Origin of the sequence: Ruegeria sp. R14_0 (assembly GCF_017743975.1) — a bacterium.
Lineage (GTDB): Bacteria > Pseudomonadota > Alphaproteobacteria > Rhodobacterales > Rhodobacteraceae > Ruegeria.
This window is the reverse complement of the sequence record NZ_JAGHRC010000006.1, coordinates 50,966-66,659: the sequence shown is the minus strand read 5'-3', so window position 1 is coordinate 66,659 and position 15,694 is coordinate 50,966. Positions and strand designations below refer to the sequence as shown.

Here is a 15,694-nt window from a genome sequence, read left to right as displayed (position 1 = left end):
CTATCCCAATAGATGCCGCATCGCATCAGGGTGTTGCGTGTTCGCTTGCCGTCCGGGGTCGGCAGGACATCAAGATCAAGACCAGAAATGACAGGTTCAGAACGACGTTGAAGGGTGCACCCACCAGAACGGAGCCTGAGCTATCGACGCAAAACCAAGACCACGCCGCAATCTGTGCGGTCTTGGTCGCGGCTGCCGCTGAAACCGGAGCAACATAAGTTCCCAGCGCCCACTGCATTCCCCCCAAGCCAACGGTCAGGCCACCGGTGATCACCAGCAGTAAAGGCGACGGAACCATCAGTTCCGCGGGAACATCGTGAATTGGCCAATACGCGATTTGCAGAAAGATATGCGCAACGATATGAAGAAACGGAAGCGCGGCTAGCGCAAGAAGCGCCCCGGTTGCGACTAGAACACCACCGGAAATTCGCATTGCTGACTGTTGTTGGGTCATGACTTTCTCCTTTCGGTATGCGTCCTTCATGCGACGTGCGGCGTGGGCAACTCAATTACCTCAGAGGTAAGTGAATTCTGTTCGAACCCTTGCTAGACTCAGGTCATGACACCCTATCCCGACATGCTGAAAGTGTGGCGCAAGCGACGCAGAATGAGCCAACTAGACCTTGCGGTCGAAGCTGAGGTCAGCGCACGCCATATCTCTTTTCTTGAAACTGGGCGGTCCCGACCCAGCCCGGATATGATCCTTCACCTGTCCGAGGTCATGAATCTACCGGTCGATACCCGCAATCAGATGATGCGCGCTGAAGGGTTTGCCCCGCGATTTGCGGCAACGCCAATTGATGACGCGGCGATGTCGCCTATCCGAGATGCGGTCGAATGGACTTTGCAGCAACATGCCCCTTACCCGGGAATGGTGTTAGATCGGCTCTGGACGGTTGTAATGCTCAACAGCGGTGCGCAAAGGCTTTTCAAGCCGCTGGGGATCAGCGAAGGGCAAAGCCTGCTGGACCTGCTGATCAGCCCGCTGATGCCTGAGCTTGTCGAAAACTGGCCCGAGGTCGCGCATCACACCATGTTGCGGCTGCGTGCCGAAAGCGCAAATGCAGGCGGTATACCCGAACTGGATGCAGCGGCGCACACATTATCGCAACAGGGACATGCCCGTCGCGACGCGGTGATCGGGCCGACAATTTTCACGATCTACCGTTTTGGTGCTCAGCGGCTTTCCATGTTTGGAACCGTTGCGCAATTCAGCACAGTCACGGACGTCACGCTAGACGATATGAAAATTGAGCTGTTTTTTCCGGCCGACGACCAAAGTGCCCAATTTCTGCACGACCTAGACCATACCGCTTCCAATTAGATGATAGTCTGGACAGGTTCCCACCACATCCTGGTGAACCCCGCTCATTCTAGACCTGGGCAGAGTTAGGAAAACAGGCCAAAAAAGCGATCTGGACGCAGAATAATTCTTCCCCTAGAACCGTACCTGTTAACTTGTCCCAAAAAGGACCAATTTCATGGTGTTCCCGTCGCAGGGCTGAACAGCCCCTCGTCATTCCGAGCATAAAGCTCCTTATCGCGACTTTTTCGCCGGATCTTTTCCGGCAGGTGACCCATGAAAGACCAAATCCTGATTTCGCAGGCGCCCACCCGCGCCGAGTTCACGCCGCTGATCCGGTTGGCCGTTCCGTTGATGGTCGGGCTGGCCGCCGCACTTTTGATAGGTGTCGTAGATACGGCGATGATTTCTCCGCTCGGAACAGTCCCGCTGGCGGCGGCAGGTGTGACCACGGCCGTTCTGATCATCCTGATTTCCGCTCTTTGGGGCGTGATCACCGCTATTTCCGTACAGATTAGCCAAGCCGAGGGCGCGCGCGATGCCGCGCGTGTTGCTCTGGCGTTGCGCAGCGGGCTGTTGTTGTGCCTTCTGGGCGGCGGCGCCGCGGCATTGGTGATGATCGCACTCTATCCGCTGCTTGGGCCTTTGGGTCAACCGAAGGAGGTTCTGGCGATCCTGCTGCCGTACTGGATGTCGATGGCAATCTGGATCGTGCCTTTCACTCTGTTTTTCGGCCTGAAGGCTCTGTTCGACGCCGTTGGACGGCCCTGGACGGCTGTGGCGCTGTCTTATCTGGGCGTCCTGTTCAACGTACCCGCAAACTATGCCTTCATTCACATCCTTGATCTTGGAATTCTGGGCGCTGGTCTGGCCAGCATACTCTCACAATGTACGTCGCTGGTTGCCGGGATCTATGTGTTGATACGCGCGCCTGGGCTGGCCGCCTTTCGCCAGCGGGTGACCGTTGCATGGGCGGATGTCTGGTCACAGGCCAAAGACGCCCTGCCGCTCTGTCTTGGCTATGCGGGTGAAGGCGGAGCCTACGCTGTGGTGGGCCTGATGATGGGCTGGTTGGGGGCCGAGGCGCTGGCCGCCCATCAGATCGTCAACGCGCTTGCGGGGCTGGCCTATATGATCCCGCTTGGCATGGCGGGTGCCGCCTCGATCCGTGTGGGTCTTGCAGTCGGTGCAGGAAGTCAAGAAAGGCTCAGGCCGATCCTCAAAGCATCTTTTGTGATGGTCACGCTCTGGCAGGCGGTTGCCGCAATCGTCTTCATTGCTGCTGGCCGAGTGCTGGCGGAAACGATGTCGGATGACCCGGCCGTAATTGACCTGGCGGTCACGTTGTTTTTTATCGTGGCTCTACTGCAGGTTGCGGATGGCGTTCAAGGAACTGCGTTGGGCGCGCTGAGAGGAATGTCAGACATGAGCCTGCCAACGATCATTACCCTGACGGCCTATTGGCCGCTTGCCTTGCCGGCCAGCTATGCACTGGGTTTCCTCTTTGGTCTCGGAGCCGTCGGCGTCTGGATTGGTTATACTCTGGGTCTGGTGGCAGCAGCCGTCGCCCTGCCCTTGCGGTTCTGGGCGCTAACTCGAGTTTGAATTTAGGGTAGATCGATTCGGGAAACCCAACCGCGAGCCACTTCGCAGTGGAGTGATATGACTTACCAGATCATTGGGCTAAGACATCTTGGGCCTTAGGTGTAATACGTGAGATCGGGTTCGGACCCCGCGATTGCGGCACAAAGCAGAGATTCACAATTTGGCTTTGCAGTCTCCAGTTGCGGGCAGTTCCGCCTTTGAATTTGGACAGCTGCTCCGAAAGTTGCGGCCTTGTACCACACCAAGTTGCCGCTGCTGCGCCCTCGTTTCTTCAGCATTTGCGCTAGCTCTTCAGGAAGATCTGGCTCACCCCGCTGGTAGAGGTCGAAGACAATGCACAAAACGGAACGAGTTGAGGTTGCAGTCAAATCGGATAGAGCCGATCACGCGTGCGCTACGGTGTACTACGACGGATCTTGCCCGCTCTGTTCCGTTGAGATCGAGCATTATGCCTCGTGCAAGGGCGCTGATCGACTGCGATTTGTTGACGTCTCAAATCCTGATGTGCGTCTTGGTGACGATCTAACGCGGCAAGATGCAATGGGTCGGTTTCATGTACGACGAGCGGATGGAAAACTTGTTTCGGGCGCGCGCGGTTTCACAGAGCTATGGGGCGCTTTACCCAAGTGGCATTGGATGGCGCGTATCGCAAGATTACCGGGGATGTTGCCTTTGCTAGAGCTTGCGTATCGGGGTTTCCTGCCGCTTAGGCCGATGCTCTCGCGGATCGCATCTTGGGTCGGAGCAAAGCCGGTCAGCCGGAAAGATACGCTTTCATGATCAGCCCCGGCGATAGTCATTTCAAACGGCTAATCTGGCTCGTGAAAGGGGTTTTCGAGCCCGCTCCTGGCACCGGTCGCATCATACTCGCCCTGTGTTTTGGATTCATCACTCACACCATCTTTGCCGCCGCCGTTCTTGCGATGGTGGTGGCCATGTTTTTTGGCATGAGCAAAAGCATTGGAGCTGTGCCTTGGCCAACCGCAGCATTCGTCAACGCCATTTTGGTTTTGCAATTTCCGGTGACGCACTCATTCCTCTTGTCAGGCTCCGGCAAGAAGTGGCTCTCTGGCCTTGTCCCAAGTCCCCATGGCGCGACGTTGAGCACATCCACGTATGCAATCATCGCCTCGCTTCAGCTGCTTGCGCTCTTTGCGCTTTGGACCCCCACAGGTGTCATCTGGTGGCAGGCAGAGGGTTGGGCATTCTACCTGATTAGCGCGCTCTATGTAGCATCTTGGGCGTTACTGATTAAAGCCAGCTGGGATGCCGGGGCCGAGGTTCAATCAGGCGCATTGGGCTGGATGTCGTTAATGCGAAACGCCAAACCAGTTTTCCCAGTCATGCCCACAACCGGGTTGTTCCGCGTGATACGCCAGCCAATCTACGTCGCCTTTGCGTTGACGCTTTGGACGGTGCCAGTGTGGACCCCAGACCAGCTTGCCCTCGCCGTCGCGCTGACAAGTTACTGTCTTGCTGCGCCGAAACTAAAAGAGCGGCGATTTGAGAAGCTATATGGTCAGCGTTTCCGAGACTATAGAGACAATGTTCCTTATGCGATCCCACGATGCGCCAGCAGCAGCACCATGCGGCCGGAGAGACGCGTCGATTTATGAGCCGTGATTAATCAGGGGATGACTACAAATGCTTGAACTCGCCTTACTCATCACTGCGCTTATGTTTGGTGGAACGGTACTCTATTCGTTCGGTTTCGCGGCGTTTGTTTTTAACGCGCTCCCAGCGGAGACGGCAGGACCGCTTTTAAGGCGGGCCTTCCCCCACTTTTACCTATTTGTCATGGCCACGGCAGGCGCAGCTACTATCCTGCTCATCGCCAGAGATTCAGTGTCTAGCGCAATTATGGGAGTTATTGCTGTGACAACGGTGTTCGCACGGCAGGTTCTGATGCCCGCAATCAATAACGCTACGGACACGGGCGACACTCACCGTTTCAAGCTGCTGCACACGCTTTCTGTCCTAATCACACTGGTTCATATCGGAGCCGCGGGTTTTGTAATCGTTCGACTTTCTGGTTTGGCGTGAATCGTGGCCTTTCATATGACGTACTTTTCAATCAGCGTCTTCACGGGCAGCGCGGCATTCAATCGAGTGGCCAACAAGAACATTCCCCCAATCTTTCGCTGAAGGTAAAGAACGTCGATTGGCACCTGGGGCGGGACATAGCCGGCTTCAGCCAAAGCCATGCCTTCCTTGTTCAGGCGTTGGGAAAGAGTTCGGTCGGAGAAATCAAATTCATTCGCAGATAGAATTGCTTCGAAAACGCTGCGGATCATTCCGAGGATCCGGTCGTCAAATGGGCCATCACCTTCAATAAGCTTCAGTTGCATGGCAGCCTTGCGAAGCGCCGCGCCGTCTTCAAGCAAACCGGCACGCAACAGATCCACATATCCATCTATTGCAGATGGTTGCAGTGCGCGGGCCGCGCCAAAATCCAAGAGACTGATTTTCCCATTGGATGGGTTGTATCGGTAATTGGCAAAGTTTGGGTCGCTCTGCATGATACCGAACTCAAAAACCTCGCGCAGCGTGAGATTGACCAAGGCTTCCGAGACTCGATTGCGTTCCGCGCTGGTCGCATCACTCACGGCCTCGATAGGACGACCTTCCAGAAAGGACATCGTTAGTACTTCGGGAGTGCTCCAATCCGGAAAGAACTCCGGGATTTCAAACGCTTCATCATTCTGCAGGAGGTCAGCAAAATGGCGCAGGTGCTGTCCCTCGCGTTCATAATCGGTTTCTTCATGCAGTTGACTGCTCGCCTCTTGAATATACGGGTCCAGATCAAAGCTCTTTGGGAGTAGACCCGACATCCGAACCAGAGTCGCGACATTCGCAACATCGCTGTCGATACTGCGCGCGATACCGGGATATTGCACTTTTATCGCCACATCGCGCCCATCTTTGATAGTTGCACGATGCACTTGCCCGATGCTCGCTGCCGCTATGGGCCTTACATCGAAGCTTTGGAAGGATTTTCGCCAATCTGGACCCCAAGCTCGGTTCAGGACGTCACGCAATTGTTTCGGCGGCATGAAATGCGCCTGATCTCGTAAACGCGCCATGATGTCAGCCAGTTCAGGCGGCAAGACCTCACCTGCATCCATCGAAATCAACTGACCCACCTTCATCGCGGCGCCTCGCATGCGAGCAAGTTGATCCGCGACTCGTGTCACGTTGCCGGGTGTCATCAACAAACCACGCATATCGGGTCGCGCACCGCGACCGATCTCTCTTAGGGCGCGTGCTGCCATGTTCCCTGCGATACCTGCCGTCATGCTGCTCAAACCGGCAACACGGACCAAACGGCTTGTAGGAACTGCCAAAGGGGTTGGTGAGGATTTAGGGTCGGTCATCAATACTCACCAAAATTCCGTGCCCGGAGCGCCTTTTATGCGACCCTTCAAGTTTTCGGTGACCCAACCTCCATAGAAGTCCCCGGGTTGCGGGATCACCCGGTACTCACCAACAAAACAAGCGTCCATAAGCCCGGCGTAAAAGGCGAGATAGCCCTTAATCCGTTCAAATTTGATGGTTGGTGTAGCATAACTCCACGCAGCTTTCTTAGCCGCAGCTGCCCCGCTCTGAACGTCCCAGTAGCTCGCAACACCCTTCCACTCACAGAATGATCTACCCGAGGCCTTTGTCAGAACGGCATCAATGTCTTGCGGCGGAATATAATACGTGGGGGCGTGATGGGTTTCGAGAACCTGAAAGGCCTGATCGGTTTCCACGATTGTTTGACCGCCGAGCTCAATCCGCACCCGATGGGGCACTGCCCGCAGCGCAGGTGGTCGCGGGTAGTCTTGGACGTTTTCAGTTGTCCAACCTGTCATTTCGAACCTTGGCTATAAATCGTTTCTTCCATCTCCGAGCTAGCGCGCAACCAGCGCTATTCTAGCGGAAAAGCTTCCAGCGCATGGCAGGTGAACTTGCACCATCAAGACGCTCAATGTCAGCTTTGCCCGGGCAGCACTCTTTGATCGGCGTTGCAGGCCGAGAAACCGAAATGAGTGTCCTAAATCTACCAGTTCGCCAACAGTTCGCCCATGCGCTCTAGGCCAAGGTCGAGGTTGGCAGCAGCACCTCCTCCGACACCCAGCCGGATGTGGTTCTGCATCCCGTAAGACGAACCCGGTAAAAGAAATGTCCGATATGGATCGGCGAGCAAGCGTTTGGCGAACACGTCGCCATCAATCCCATCGAGCCGTGCCAAACCAATCAATCCAGCCTGAGGTTTGACCCAATCGAGGCTGGGCTGATCGGCAACAAACCAGTCCAGGCGTTCCAGCGTTTTCATCCCAGCTGCCCGCGCAGTTTTCAAAGCCTGACTATATCGGTCAGGCCTTAAGGCGATTTCGGCGATGACTTCGCCGAGAATATTCATAATCTCGCTAGAGTTTTCTCGCAGAATGATGGCATCCCAAATCAAATCGGGATCACGGCAAACCATCCAGCCAGTTCGCAGCCCTTGGAGCCCCAGTGCCTTGGAAACGCTGCCTGTCGTGATACCCCTAGGATACAAACCAGCAATCGAAGGGGCGCGGGATCCGACCCACTCCAATCCGGCATAAACCTCGTCAACGACCAACCATGCGCCGACACGATCTGCCATTTGAACAAGCTTTTCCAGCTCCGCTTGGGTCATCAACTGCCCAGTGGGGTTATTGGGGTTGGTTATAAAGATGAGCCGCGTGCGCGCTGTTACTGCGGCCTCAACTTCGTCTAGAGGCAATACCCAACCAGCACTCTCTTCACGGTCGACAACTTTTAGCGTTGCGCCGACGGCCTCTGCCAATACGCCCACTTGTGGCCAACCCGGGCGTTCCGTTACGACTTCGTCGCCCGATTGGACCAATTGCATGAATGCAAGATAATTAGCTTCCGCGGCGCCTGCGGTGATCAGAACGTCGTCTGGCTTGCAAACATCAGACAAGCCGGCGCGGTCCAAAACATGCCGTCGTAAATCAGGCAGACCCCGAAAGCTCTGTTGGTTCCAATCCAATGGCAGAGCTGGGTCCAGCGCATCCATGAACTCACCCAAAAGCGGCGACTCGGACAAGGAAAACCCAACGAAAGCTTCTGGATCCGCTTCCGTGGTATCCAGTAGGTATTGAAAAAGTGTGTGTATCTTGACTTTCATGCTCTACTCAAAATCCTTGTAGTCAATCCGGGAGAGAGTCTGTGCAAGCAAAGGGATTTGTCAAAGGGCGACCGATTGACCTTGCGGTTTTGGACTACGGTCTGTTCAAGGTCCATTCCACTGGCCGTATCATAGGGATCTGCGGGTTTCTGATCCGGACAGATTTGGGAGAAGCAATACTCATCGACACTGGATTTCCTGAAAAATACGCGACCGATACCGACGCCGCAGTCAAAGAAGATCGTTTGTTCGAGTTCGGCGAAGTCCTGAAGTGCGAACCAGACAATCTGCCACGCGCACAACTGGCAAAACTCGGGCTCATTCCGTCAGACATTACATTACAGATTTGTACGCACACCCATATCGACCATATCGGGGCATTGGGCGACTTTCCAAACAGTCCCATTCTCATCTCCTCTGCCGAGCGAGCCTTACCTCGCCCCTTGTATTGGGGCGATATGCGGCCGATGGAATGGCCCGAGCAGGATTACCTGGTTATTGATGACGACTTAGAGATTGGGCCGGGTATCTTCGTTTTAATGGCACCCGGTCATGCGCCTGGCCAGATCGCGGTAATGGTCGATCTTCCGTCAGGGGCGATTTTATTGACCAGTGATGCGATTTCCCGACCAGCAGAAATCGACGAAAAGTTTGCTGGGTCTTGGGACGAGGATGCAGCGATTGCTAGCGCGGACAGGTTGATGCGTCTGGCATCCGAGCGAGATGCCTTTGTAATCTATGGGCATTGTCCAAAGCAGTGGCCTGTTTTGAAGAAAGCACCAGAAGTCTACAGATGATCCCACCCAGTGAACCATTTTCTATCAATGCAACGGTCCACCTAGGGGTTATCTGACGTCGCGCCCTTGGTTCAGAATAATCACATTCCCACTGGAAACATCACCGGCCGGTGAAATGAGAAAACCGACCCAAGAGGCGATTTGCTCAGGTAGCATCGCATGACCATGCGGCATGGCACTGACGGCTTTCTCCAAGACTTCCTCAGTCAAGACATTGAACAACGGTGTCTCAGTCATGGCAGGAGCCAGAGAATTCACACAGATCTTTTCCTGTGCGTATCGACGGGCGAGATCTTTCGTAAGAGTATCCAACGCCGCTTTGGACGCCCGGTAGTGCGGAGGGTCGAACACATCGAAATTGTAAGCCCCGTTCGATGAGATATTTACAATCTTTTTGATGCCTTCGCGTTGCAACATCAGCTGAACCGCCTGCTGGCAACAGTGAAACGCAGAGTTGAAGTTGATTGTCATCTGCTGTTCGAGTTCTTCGGGCGGAATGTGCGGGAAGTCAGACATGAAGCAGGTGCCAGCGTTGTTTACCAAAGCATCCAGACCGCCATGGGCTGTCCTAATGCGCTCAAACGTTTGAGCCACGGCCAAAGGATCAGTTAAATCAACGGAAATAGGTGTGAAGTCCGAACTAAATTCTGATGCCAGTTCGTTCAGACGCTCTTCTTTGAGGTCCAGGCCAATCACATGCAACCCGTTTGTCTGCAATTGGCGGCAGATGGCCTGCCCCATCCCTCCCGCGGCGCCAGTCACAACCGCTGTTTTCATAGTAAATCCTCCCACCTTGGTACGATTTGGGATACTGCGAACTAAAGAAGGAAACTCACAACCCTTTTTTCTGCAAGCCGCGAGGTTCATTTCTGCTTGAATTCAGCGCACGTCCGTTTTGGGCTCGAGCTAGACTTTGTAAGGTCCGCTTTGGCGGGTCGCGCCGCAGCGATTGATGCGTTCGATCAACGGGTTGATGGGTTCGATCAACGGTAGGTATGGGCCGTCATCGAAGCCAGGCAGTATGCCGTCGATAGGATCGATTTGTTGGCCAACGCAACAGTCATGTACCGAAATCAACCGTCTTCCTTGATTGCTTCCGTTTCGATATTGATCGATACTTCGTCGCCGACAAGCCCGTTTGCGACGCCGTAATCCATTCCGAATTCACTCCGCAAAATAGAGGTATCCAGCGATAGTCCCAAAACCTCGCGTTTATGGCCGAATGGATATTCTGCGGCTTTGTTGAGCGTCACGTTCAGCGTTACAGGAAGAGTTTGATCCAGAACCGTCAACTCTCCGGTCACAGTTCCACTGTTAGCACTCGAAGGTGTGCCGCCATTCGCAACAAACGTGATTTCGGGATATGTCGATACATCAAGGAAATCTTGATTTCGAACGTGACCGTCCCGTGCATCGTTGAACGTGTTTACGGATGCCGCCTGAATTGTAACCTCAACATCACGCAACTCTTGTGTCTCAGTATCGTACATGAAGCTGCCGGTGACATCTGTGAACACGCCAAGGGTTTTTGCGTAACCGATGTGGTCTATTGTGAAGTAGATAGCCGTGTGTGTTGGATCGAGCTCATACCGCGCCATATCGGCGTACGCTGCTACTGTGGATGCGCTGAATGCAGCGGAGGTTACAATCTTTCGAGTTGTAGTGCCTAATATGCCCGAAACGGATCTCGCGCGTGCAAAAGTCATGGTTTGGTAGCCTCCGAGTTGTGTCTAAGTTTTGGATCAATATAGTTTGCAAACGCGCAGGAGCCGGAAAAAACATGAACACCTCGACAATTCGCTGCGCGACATGGAACATTCATCGCGCCAAAGGATCAGATGGGCAGTTCGATCCAGCCCGCGTGGTCGGCGCGATCGAGGCAGAGTTGGTTCCGCTGAGATTAGACGTTTTGGCCTTGCAGGAAGCAGATGAGGAATGTCGACCGCACGCTCGAATTGTTGACGTGCAAAAAATCGCCGAACTTACGGGGCTAACCTACACGCAAGAGGCCCCCACAATACGCTGGAGCAGTCAGAGCGATGGATTTCTGGGAAGCATCCTGTTTCTAAGCGACAGGTTTAAGCGCACCCATGCGGATGTGATTGATCTGCCGGGCCATTGCCATCGGGGGGCCTTAGCGCTCGAAACCCTGGTTGACGGTTTTCCGTTGCGCATCGTGACGATGCATCTGTCTTTGTCACAACCGCTTCGCGTTATCCAAATGCGCATCATCGGGCAGTACCTGCACCGTCGCCCAACTATGCAAACACTCATGCTGGGCGATTTCAATGAATGGCGGCCCTGGGGTGGTTTGATGTTTCATCGGCGGATCGTCGGAACAGCCTTTAAGGGACCTGCCCGAGCCAGCTTTCCAAGCCGCGCACCTTTCGTACCGCTGGACAGAATCTTGACGGATTTGCCCGGCACGGTTTCAGAGGTTCAGGCATTAAGATCAGAGGTACTGATGCGTGCATCAGATCACTTGCCTGTGACTGGCGTGGTTAGGCTTGGGAAATCAGATTGAGCGGTTGTTTGCCCGTAGGCCTACCAGAAAGCGGTTAGCGTGCTAATTTGCTCTATAGATCAATTGGGTGACACGCATGTTTGGCGGTGACTTTTACAACGCGACACGGCCTGTTGAGGTGGAACCGCCCGTTGCCAACCTGTGCTTGGCCAGCGCGGTAATTGCTGTAGCACTGGCAGTTTGTTCACTGATGGCATTTGGTTCGGCACTAACCCCAATGGCTGTTTTTGGAGCGGCCTTCGGGCTGTTGTTGACCAGCCTGCGACAAACCTACCCGCACGAAGTGCTGGGCCTGTGCAATCTTGTAACCCTTGCCCGGGTTGCAATGGTTGCGTTTTTGACTGGAACCCTGGTGGCACAGAACGCTAACCCTTGGCTGGTGTTTGTGGTGGCAACAGTCGCATTCGCATTGGATGGCGTAGACGGCTGGTTGGCGCGGCGGTCGGGGCTGACCTCGCGCTTTGGGGCGAGGTTTGACATGGAAACGGACGCCTTGCTCGGCGCTGTTCTCTCTGTGTGGCTGTTCGTGTCGGAAACAACGGGTCCGGAAATTCTGGTTCTGGGTTTCATGCGCTATGCGTTCTGTGCCGCAGGATTGTTCCTGCCCGCATTGCGGTTGGACTTACCCGAGGCGTTCCGTCGAAAGGCTATTTGCGTGGTTCAAATTGGTGCGCTGGTCACGCTCCTCTTTCCGTTAACGCCAGCAATCGCAGTTTTGCCGATATCGTTTACGGCCGCCATACTACTTTCATGGTCTTTCTTCGTGGACATTAAGTGGCTTCTTAGGCGCGCTGAATGAAGCAAGCTATTATCTTCGCCCTGGGTGCTCTGGCTGTTTTTGCCGTTCTCGCCCTGCCGAACCATCCCAACGCCTTTGGTTGGGGGGCGTTGGCGCGCTGGCCGCTGGAGTTGCCCTTATTCCTGCTTTTGATCGTCGTGTTGGGCCGTCGTCTGATCCTCATACACGCGGTTGCGCTGTCTTTGCTAGCTGTCATTGTGTTGAAGCTTGTCGACTTCGTGATGTTCAGCGCCTATGGCCGACCGTTTAATCCGGTTGTCGACATCTCCTTAATCGCGTCGGGGTTCTCGTTCGCCCGTGACAGTCTTGGTTCGATTGTATTTGTCTTTGCTTTTACCTCTGCCGTTTTACTGCTGGCGCTGTCCTACGTTGTGCTGTTCCGTGGCCTTGCCGCTTGGGCGACACTGGGACGAAACCCGAAGGCAGGCTTTGCGGCAGTTTTGATTGGTGTCGGCTGTACCGCATGGGCCGTCGCTGACGCGGGCCATCACCTCAAGTACTGGACATTTGCAAACAGCCCACCGGGGACCACATGGACCTCTCGACTAGCAGTAAATCGCGTTGCGCAAATCCAAAGAACAACCAAGGATTTGGCCGAGTTTCGCAAGGCCGCAAGCTCAGATATCTATGCCAATCAGTCCGGATTATTGAACCAGCTTGATGGGCGAGACGTGATCCTGATCTGGATTGAAAGCTACGGACGCGCGAGTTTCGACAACCCGCTGTATGCGCCAACGCATCTTGCAACGCTACAAGCGGCCGAGACGGGTATCGCCGGTTCGGGACTCGCTATGAAAAGCGGTTGGCTGACCTCGCCAACGAAAGGCGGTCAAAGCTGGTTAGCGCATGGGGCCTTGGGATCTGGGTTGTGGACTGCGGATAACGGGCGCTATCAGGCGATGATCGACAGTGGACGAAAGTGGCTGTTTCACATCGCGCAAGACGCGGGGTATCGGACAACCGCGATCATGCCTGCAATCACCAAGGATTGGCCCGAAAGCCGGGTGATGGGATTCGACCTTGTCTTTGACGAGGCTCAGATCCCCTATGCGGGCGAGAGTTTTCGCTGGGTAACGATGCCCGACCAATTCACCTTGGCTACGTATCCGAAGCTCTTGCCGCCCGACCCGAGATCGGATTTTGTTCAGATCGCGCTGATCTCCTCCCACGCCCCCTGGACGCCCATCGCCGACATCGTCCCGTGGCAGGATGTGGGGGATGGCACCATCTTTAGCGAGATGGCCGCGCGGGGACCGACACCCGAGGTGCTGTGGAAAGACCGAGATGCCGTGCGCGATGCGTATCGCAGATCGGTAGACTACGTTTTGCAGGTGGTGTTTTCTCATATACTTCAACTTGCCGACAAAGCACCATTGATCATTGTAGCAGGGGATCATCAGGCCGCCGGCTTTGTATCAGGCAGTGACAGTGAAGATGTCGCCGTTCATATGATCGGACCCCCGCAAGTCTTGGACCATATCGACCATTGGCGTTGGACAGATGGGCTTATCCCTGCATCCGACGCACCGGTACGCCGAATGGACAGTTTTCGAGATGACTTCATAGCGGCTTTCTCGGACGAGGTTTCGACGGCAATGGTGGCGCAATGAACCGATATTTGATCAGGTTTGGCGTATCGATCACCGTGATTATCGCGTTGCTTTGGTGGACGGATGCGGCGCGGGTCGCAGACCATCTGCGGATGCTTCGCCCAGAATGGCTCGGGCTGTCGATCTTTGCGACAACCTGCGCAACGCTTTCGATGGCGTATCGATGGCAAATTACGGCCCGTGCTTTGGATATTCGTTTTGATTACCCTTTTGCCCTGCGCGAATACTACATAGCGCAACTGGTGAATTTGGTTCTTCCCGGTGGCGTTCCGGGGGACGTGACACGCGCGGTTCGGGCGCGGAAGAAAGCAGGACTCAAGCGTTCGGCTCAATCGGTTGTGGCTGAACGCCTGCTGGGGCAAATCGCGATCATGACCATTCTGTTCCTGGGCGTAAGTGCTGCACTGATATGGCCCGCAGGTTTCGATCATCCCATGCTGAGCATGACAGTTCTTGCTGTCATGCTGTTCGCTCTCATAGTTTTGAGCCTTGTATCTCTTGCCCTTCCATCGATTGGGAGGCTCATTATTTTTTTGATCAGGCTACAGCGCCAAACGGCCTTTGTTTTTGTCGGCTTAGTCAGTTCTGCATGTCTGATACTGGGATTTTATGCATCAGCACGGTCCGTGGGGGTTATCATTCCGCCAGGGGGCTTGGTGACCGTCGTTCCCCTGGTCTTGACCGCCATGCTGATCCCGATGTCGATCGGAGGTTGGGGTTGGAGAGAAGGGGCCGCTGCTGCCTTATTTCCATTAATCGGGGCGTCATCCAGCGCGGGTATTGCTTCGGGCGTTACTTACGGTGCCGTCATCTTGATCGCCGCGCTTCCCGCCGCCGCAATTTTGCTGTGGCCAAAACCTTCAGAACCACATCCAACAACAGGGAAAAGAAATTCAACATGACACAGCCAGCCCACCTTACGCGCCGTTTTTTTCTTCAGACCGGAGCAGCCGGTTTTGCCGCCTCCGCGTCCGGGTTGCCTGCGTTAGCGGCCAATTTACAACCTGTGAACTTCCAGTTGTCCTGGCTGCATTCCGTGCAGTTTGGCGGAAGCTACATTGCGAAAAACAAAGGGTATTGGTCCGAACAGGGTTTGGATGTTTCGCTTTTGCAAGGCGGCCCAAACGCGCCAGTTGAACCGCCGGTGGTTTCGGGAACTGCATTGGTTGGCATATCTGCCGCGGATTACACCGCCGCCGCTGTGACGCAAGGTGCGTCTTTCAAAATCATCGCCGTCGCTATGCAAAAGAATCCATTCGCGATTGCATCGCTTGCGGCCAACCCGGTGAATGAACCTGCGGACCTGATTGGCAAGAAGATCGGCATGGCCGTGGCGAATACGCCTGTCTTGCAAGCCTTGTGTACGTTGAACGGGATAGACATTGATCTAATCGAAATCGTTCCGACCCAATATGACCCGGCTCCCCTGGTCAGCGGCCAGGTAGATTGCTTGCTGTGCTGGGAAACAGATTTGCCTGTCGCCATGACCGTACAGGGCGTCGACAACACAACAATGCTCATGGCCGACTACGGTTATTCAGTTCATTCTCAAACATATATTGCCACTGAAGCCTCTCTTGCTGAGAAGCGAGCAGAGCTTGTGTCTTTGCTGAAAGGCGAAGTCATGGGTTGGAATGATTATCACAAAGATACCGACGCTGCCGCTGAATTGACGCTGGAGATGTTCCCTGATGCAGGGCTGGACCTTGCCGCGCAAAAACTGCAGGCCGCGCGGCAAGTACCGTTAATGTTCTCGGACTTGACGGCCGAGTTCGGGTTCGGGTGGTTCACCGAGGAGACTGTGGCGGCCAATGTCGAAACACTCGCGCTGTTAGACCGAACTGTCACTCCTGACCTCTGGGACAGATCGCTGCTGGAAGAGGTGTATGGCTGAC

17 protein-coding genes are annotated in these 15,694 nt (G+C 54.8%); 11 read left to right on the top strand and 6 right to left on the bottom strand.

Going from position 1 to position 15,694, the window contains the following annotated elements:
* Positions 1–25: 25 nt before the first annotated feature.
* A complete protein-coding gene (locus J7416_RS16520) occupies positions 26–454 on the bottom strand; it encodes a hypothetical protein (RefSeq protein ID WP_209226350.1) in 429 nt (142 codons plus the stop codon).
* A gap of 105 nt (positions 455–559) precedes the next feature.
* On the opposite strand from J7416_RS16520, the gene J7416_RS16515 reads away from it, so the two are divergent.
* The 5 genes from J7416_RS16515 to J7416_RS16495 all read left to right on the top strand — a co-directional run bounded on the left by J7416_RS16515 (position 560) and on the right by J7416_RS16495 (position 4,951).
* The gene (locus J7416_RS16515; RefSeq protein WP_348540284.1) at positions 560–1,324 is read left to right on the top strand and encodes a helix-turn-helix transcriptional regulator; all 765 of its coding nucleotides are present in this window, start codon (positions 560–562) and stop codon (positions 1,322–1,324) included.
* 255 nt (positions 1,325–1,579) lie between these two features.
* Positions 1,580–2,908, top strand: coding sequence for an MATE family efflux transporter (locus J7416_RS16510; RefSeq protein ID WP_209226347.1), 1,329 nt, complete (start codon positions 1,580–1,582; stop codon positions 2,906–2,908).
* A gap of 333 nt (positions 2,909–3,241) precedes the next feature.
* Entirely contained in the window at positions 3,242–3,688 is a 447-nt protein-coding gene (locus J7416_RS16505) for a DUF393 domain-containing protein (protein WP_209226346.1), read from the top strand.
* Positions 3,685–4,524, top strand: a complete 840-nt coding sequence (locus J7416_RS16500; RefSeq protein WP_209226345.1) for an isoprenylcysteine carboxylmethyltransferase family protein — start codon at positions 3,685–3,687, stop codon at positions 4,522–4,524. The genes J7416_RS16505 and J7416_RS16500 overlap by 4 nt, the downstream gene beginning before the upstream one ends.
* A 28-nt stretch (positions 4,525–4,552) precedes the next feature.
* Positions 4,553–4,951, top strand: coding sequence for a DUF4149 domain-containing protein (locus J7416_RS16495; protein WP_209226344.1), 399 nt, complete (start codon positions 4,553–4,555; stop codon positions 4,949–4,951).
* Positions 4,952–4,962: 11 nt separating this feature from the next.
* Here J7416_RS16495 and J7416_RS16490 read toward each other — a convergent pair whose 3' ends face one another.
* The 3 genes from J7416_RS16490 to J7416_RS16480 form a co-directional block, all read right to left on the bottom strand.
* Positions 4,963–6,282, bottom strand: coding sequence for an AarF/ABC1/UbiB kinase family protein (locus J7416_RS16490; protein ID WP_209226343.1), 1,320 nt, complete (start codon positions 6,280–6,282; stop codon positions 4,963–4,965).
* 6 nt (positions 6,283–6,288) lie between these two features.
* Positions 6,289–6,762, bottom strand: coding sequence for a DUF427 domain-containing protein (locus tag J7416_RS16485; RefSeq protein WP_209226341.1), 474 nt, complete (start codon positions 6,760–6,762; stop codon positions 6,289–6,291).
* 188 nt (positions 6,763–6,950) lie between these two features.
* Positions 6,951–8,069 carry a pyridoxal phosphate-dependent aminotransferase gene (locus J7416_RS16480; RefSeq protein WP_209226340.1) on the bottom strand — a complete coding sequence of 373 codons (1,119 nt, stop codon included), beginning with the start codon at positions 8,067–8,069 and terminating at the stop codon, positions 6,951–6,953.
* Between the two features lie 41 nt (positions 8,070–8,110).
* Here J7416_RS16480 and J7416_RS16475 point away from each other — a divergent pair, with 41 nt between their 5' ends.
* The gene (locus J7416_RS16475; protein WP_209226339.1) at positions 8,111–8,866 is read left to right on the top strand and encodes an N-acyl homoserine lactonase family protein; all 756 of its coding nucleotides are present in this window, start codon (positions 8,111–8,113) and stop codon (positions 8,864–8,866) included.
* Positions 8,867–8,914: 48 nt separating this feature from the next.
* On the opposite strand, the gene J7416_RS16470 is transcribed toward J7416_RS16475, so the two are convergent.
* Together J7416_RS16470 and J7416_RS16465 are read right to left on the bottom strand one after the other, a co-directional pair.
* Positions 8,915–9,643, bottom strand: a complete 729-nt coding sequence (locus J7416_RS16470) for an SDR family oxidoreductase (protein ID WP_209226337.1) — start codon at positions 9,641–9,643, stop codon at positions 8,915–8,917.
* 296 nt (positions 9,644–9,939) lie between these two features.
* Positions 9,940–10,572, bottom strand: a complete 633-nt coding sequence (locus J7416_RS16465; protein ID WP_209226336.1) for a YceI family protein — start codon at positions 10,570–10,572, stop codon at positions 9,940–9,942.
* A gap of 74 nt (positions 10,573–10,646) precedes the next feature.
* Here J7416_RS16465 and J7416_RS16460 point away from each other — a divergent pair, with 74 nt between their 5' ends.
* The 5 genes from J7416_RS16460 to J7416_RS16440 all read left to right on the top strand — a co-directional run bounded on the left by J7416_RS16460 (position 10,647) and on the right by J7416_RS16440 (position 15,693).
* Positions 10,647–11,390 carry an endonuclease/exonuclease/phosphatase family protein gene (locus J7416_RS16460; protein ID WP_209226335.1) on the top strand — a complete coding sequence of 248 codons (744 nt, stop codon included), beginning with the start codon at positions 10,647–10,649 and terminating at the stop codon, positions 11,388–11,390.
* 76 nt (positions 11,391–11,466) lie between these two features.
* The gene (locus J7416_RS16455; RefSeq protein WP_247744339.1) at positions 11,467–12,189 is read left to right on the top strand and encodes a CDP-alcohol phosphatidyltransferase family protein; all 723 of its coding nucleotides are present in this window, start codon (positions 11,467–11,469) and stop codon (positions 12,187–12,189) included.
* Positions 12,186–13,799, top strand: a complete 1,614-nt coding sequence (locus J7416_RS16450) for a sulfatase-like hydrolase/transferase (RefSeq protein WP_209226334.1) — start codon at positions 12,186–12,188, stop codon at positions 13,797–13,799. The genes J7416_RS16455 and J7416_RS16450 overlap by 4 nt, the downstream gene beginning before the upstream one ends.
* Complete coding sequence (locus tag J7416_RS16445; protein ID WP_209226332.1) at positions 13,796–14,701, top strand: lysylphosphatidylglycerol synthase transmembrane domain-containing protein; 906 nt, start codon at positions 13,796–13,798, stop codon at positions 14,699–14,701. The genes J7416_RS16450 and J7416_RS16445 overlap by 4 nt, the downstream gene beginning before the upstream one ends.
* Positions 14,698–15,693 (top strand): ABC transporter substrate-binding protein, encoded by a 996-nt coding sequence (locus tag J7416_RS16440; protein WP_209226331.1) that lies wholly within the window; start codon positions 14,698–14,700, stop codon positions 15,691–15,693. The genes J7416_RS16445 and J7416_RS16440 overlap by 4 nt, the downstream gene beginning before the upstream one ends.
* The last annotated feature ends 1 nt before the right edge of the window (position 15,694 follow it).

Excerpts from the sequence above, each read along its gene's own strand:
- J7416_RS16500 (WP_209226345.1), top strand. The coding sequence starts at position 3,685 with ATGATCAGCCCCGGCGATAGTCATTTCAAACGGCTAATCTGGCTCGTG.
- J7416_RS16440 (WP_209226331.1), top strand. The coding sequence starts at position 14,698 with ATGACACAGCCAGCCCACCTTACGCGCCGTTTTTTTCTTCAGACCGGA.
- J7416_RS16460 (WP_209226335.1), top strand. The coding sequence starts at position 10,647 with ATGAACACCTCGACAATTCGCTGCGCGACATGGAACATTCATCGCGCC.
- J7416_RS16515 (WP_348540284.1), top strand. The coding sequence starts at position 560 with ATGACACCCTATCCCGACATGCTGAAAGTGTGGCGCAAGCGACGCAGA.
- J7416_RS16470 (WP_209226337.1), bottom strand. The coding sequence starts at position 9,643 with ATGAAAACAGCGGTTGTGACTGGCGCCGCGGGAGGGATGGGGCAGGCC.
- J7416_RS16510 (WP_209226347.1), top strand. The coding sequence starts at position 1,580 with ATGAAAGACCAAATCCTGATTTCGCAGGCGCCCACCCGCGCCGAGTTC.
- J7416_RS16445 (WP_209226332.1), top strand. The coding sequence starts at position 13,796 with ATGAACCGATATTTGATCAGGTTTGGCGTATCGATCACCGTGATTATC.
- J7416_RS16450 (WP_209226334.1), top strand. The coding sequence starts at position 12,186 with ATGAAGCAAGCTATTATCTTCGCCCTGGGTGCTCTGGCTGTTTTTGCC.
- J7416_RS16495 (WP_209226344.1), top strand. The coding sequence starts at position 4,553 with ATGCTTGAACTCGCCTTACTCATCACTGCGCTTATGTTTGGTGGAACG.
- J7416_RS16505 (WP_209226346.1), top strand. The coding sequence starts at position 3,242 with ATGCACAAAACGGAACGAGTTGAGGTTGCAGTCAAATCGGATAGAGCC.
- J7416_RS16485 (WP_209226341.1), bottom strand. The coding sequence starts at position 6,762 with ATGACAGGTTGGACAACTGAAAACGTCCAAGACTACCCGCGACCACCT.
- J7416_RS16490 (WP_209226343.1), bottom strand. The coding sequence starts at position 6,282 with ATGACCGACCCTAAATCCTCACCAACCCCTTTGGCAGTTCCTACAAGC.
- J7416_RS16480 (WP_209226340.1), bottom strand. The coding sequence starts at position 8,069 with ATGAAAGTCAAGATACACACACTTTTTCAATACCTACTGGATACCACG.
- J7416_RS16455 (WP_247744339.1), top strand. The coding sequence starts at position 11,467 with ATGTTTGGCGGTGACTTTTACAACGCGACACGGCCTGTTGAGGTGGAA.
- J7416_RS16465 (WP_209226336.1), bottom strand. The coding sequence starts at position 10,572 with ATGACTTTTGCACGCGCGAGATCCGTTTCGGGCATATTAGGCACTACA.
- J7416_RS16520 (WP_209226350.1), bottom strand. The coding sequence starts at position 454 with ATGACCCAACAACAGTCAGCAATGCGAATTTCCGGTGGTGTTCTAGTC.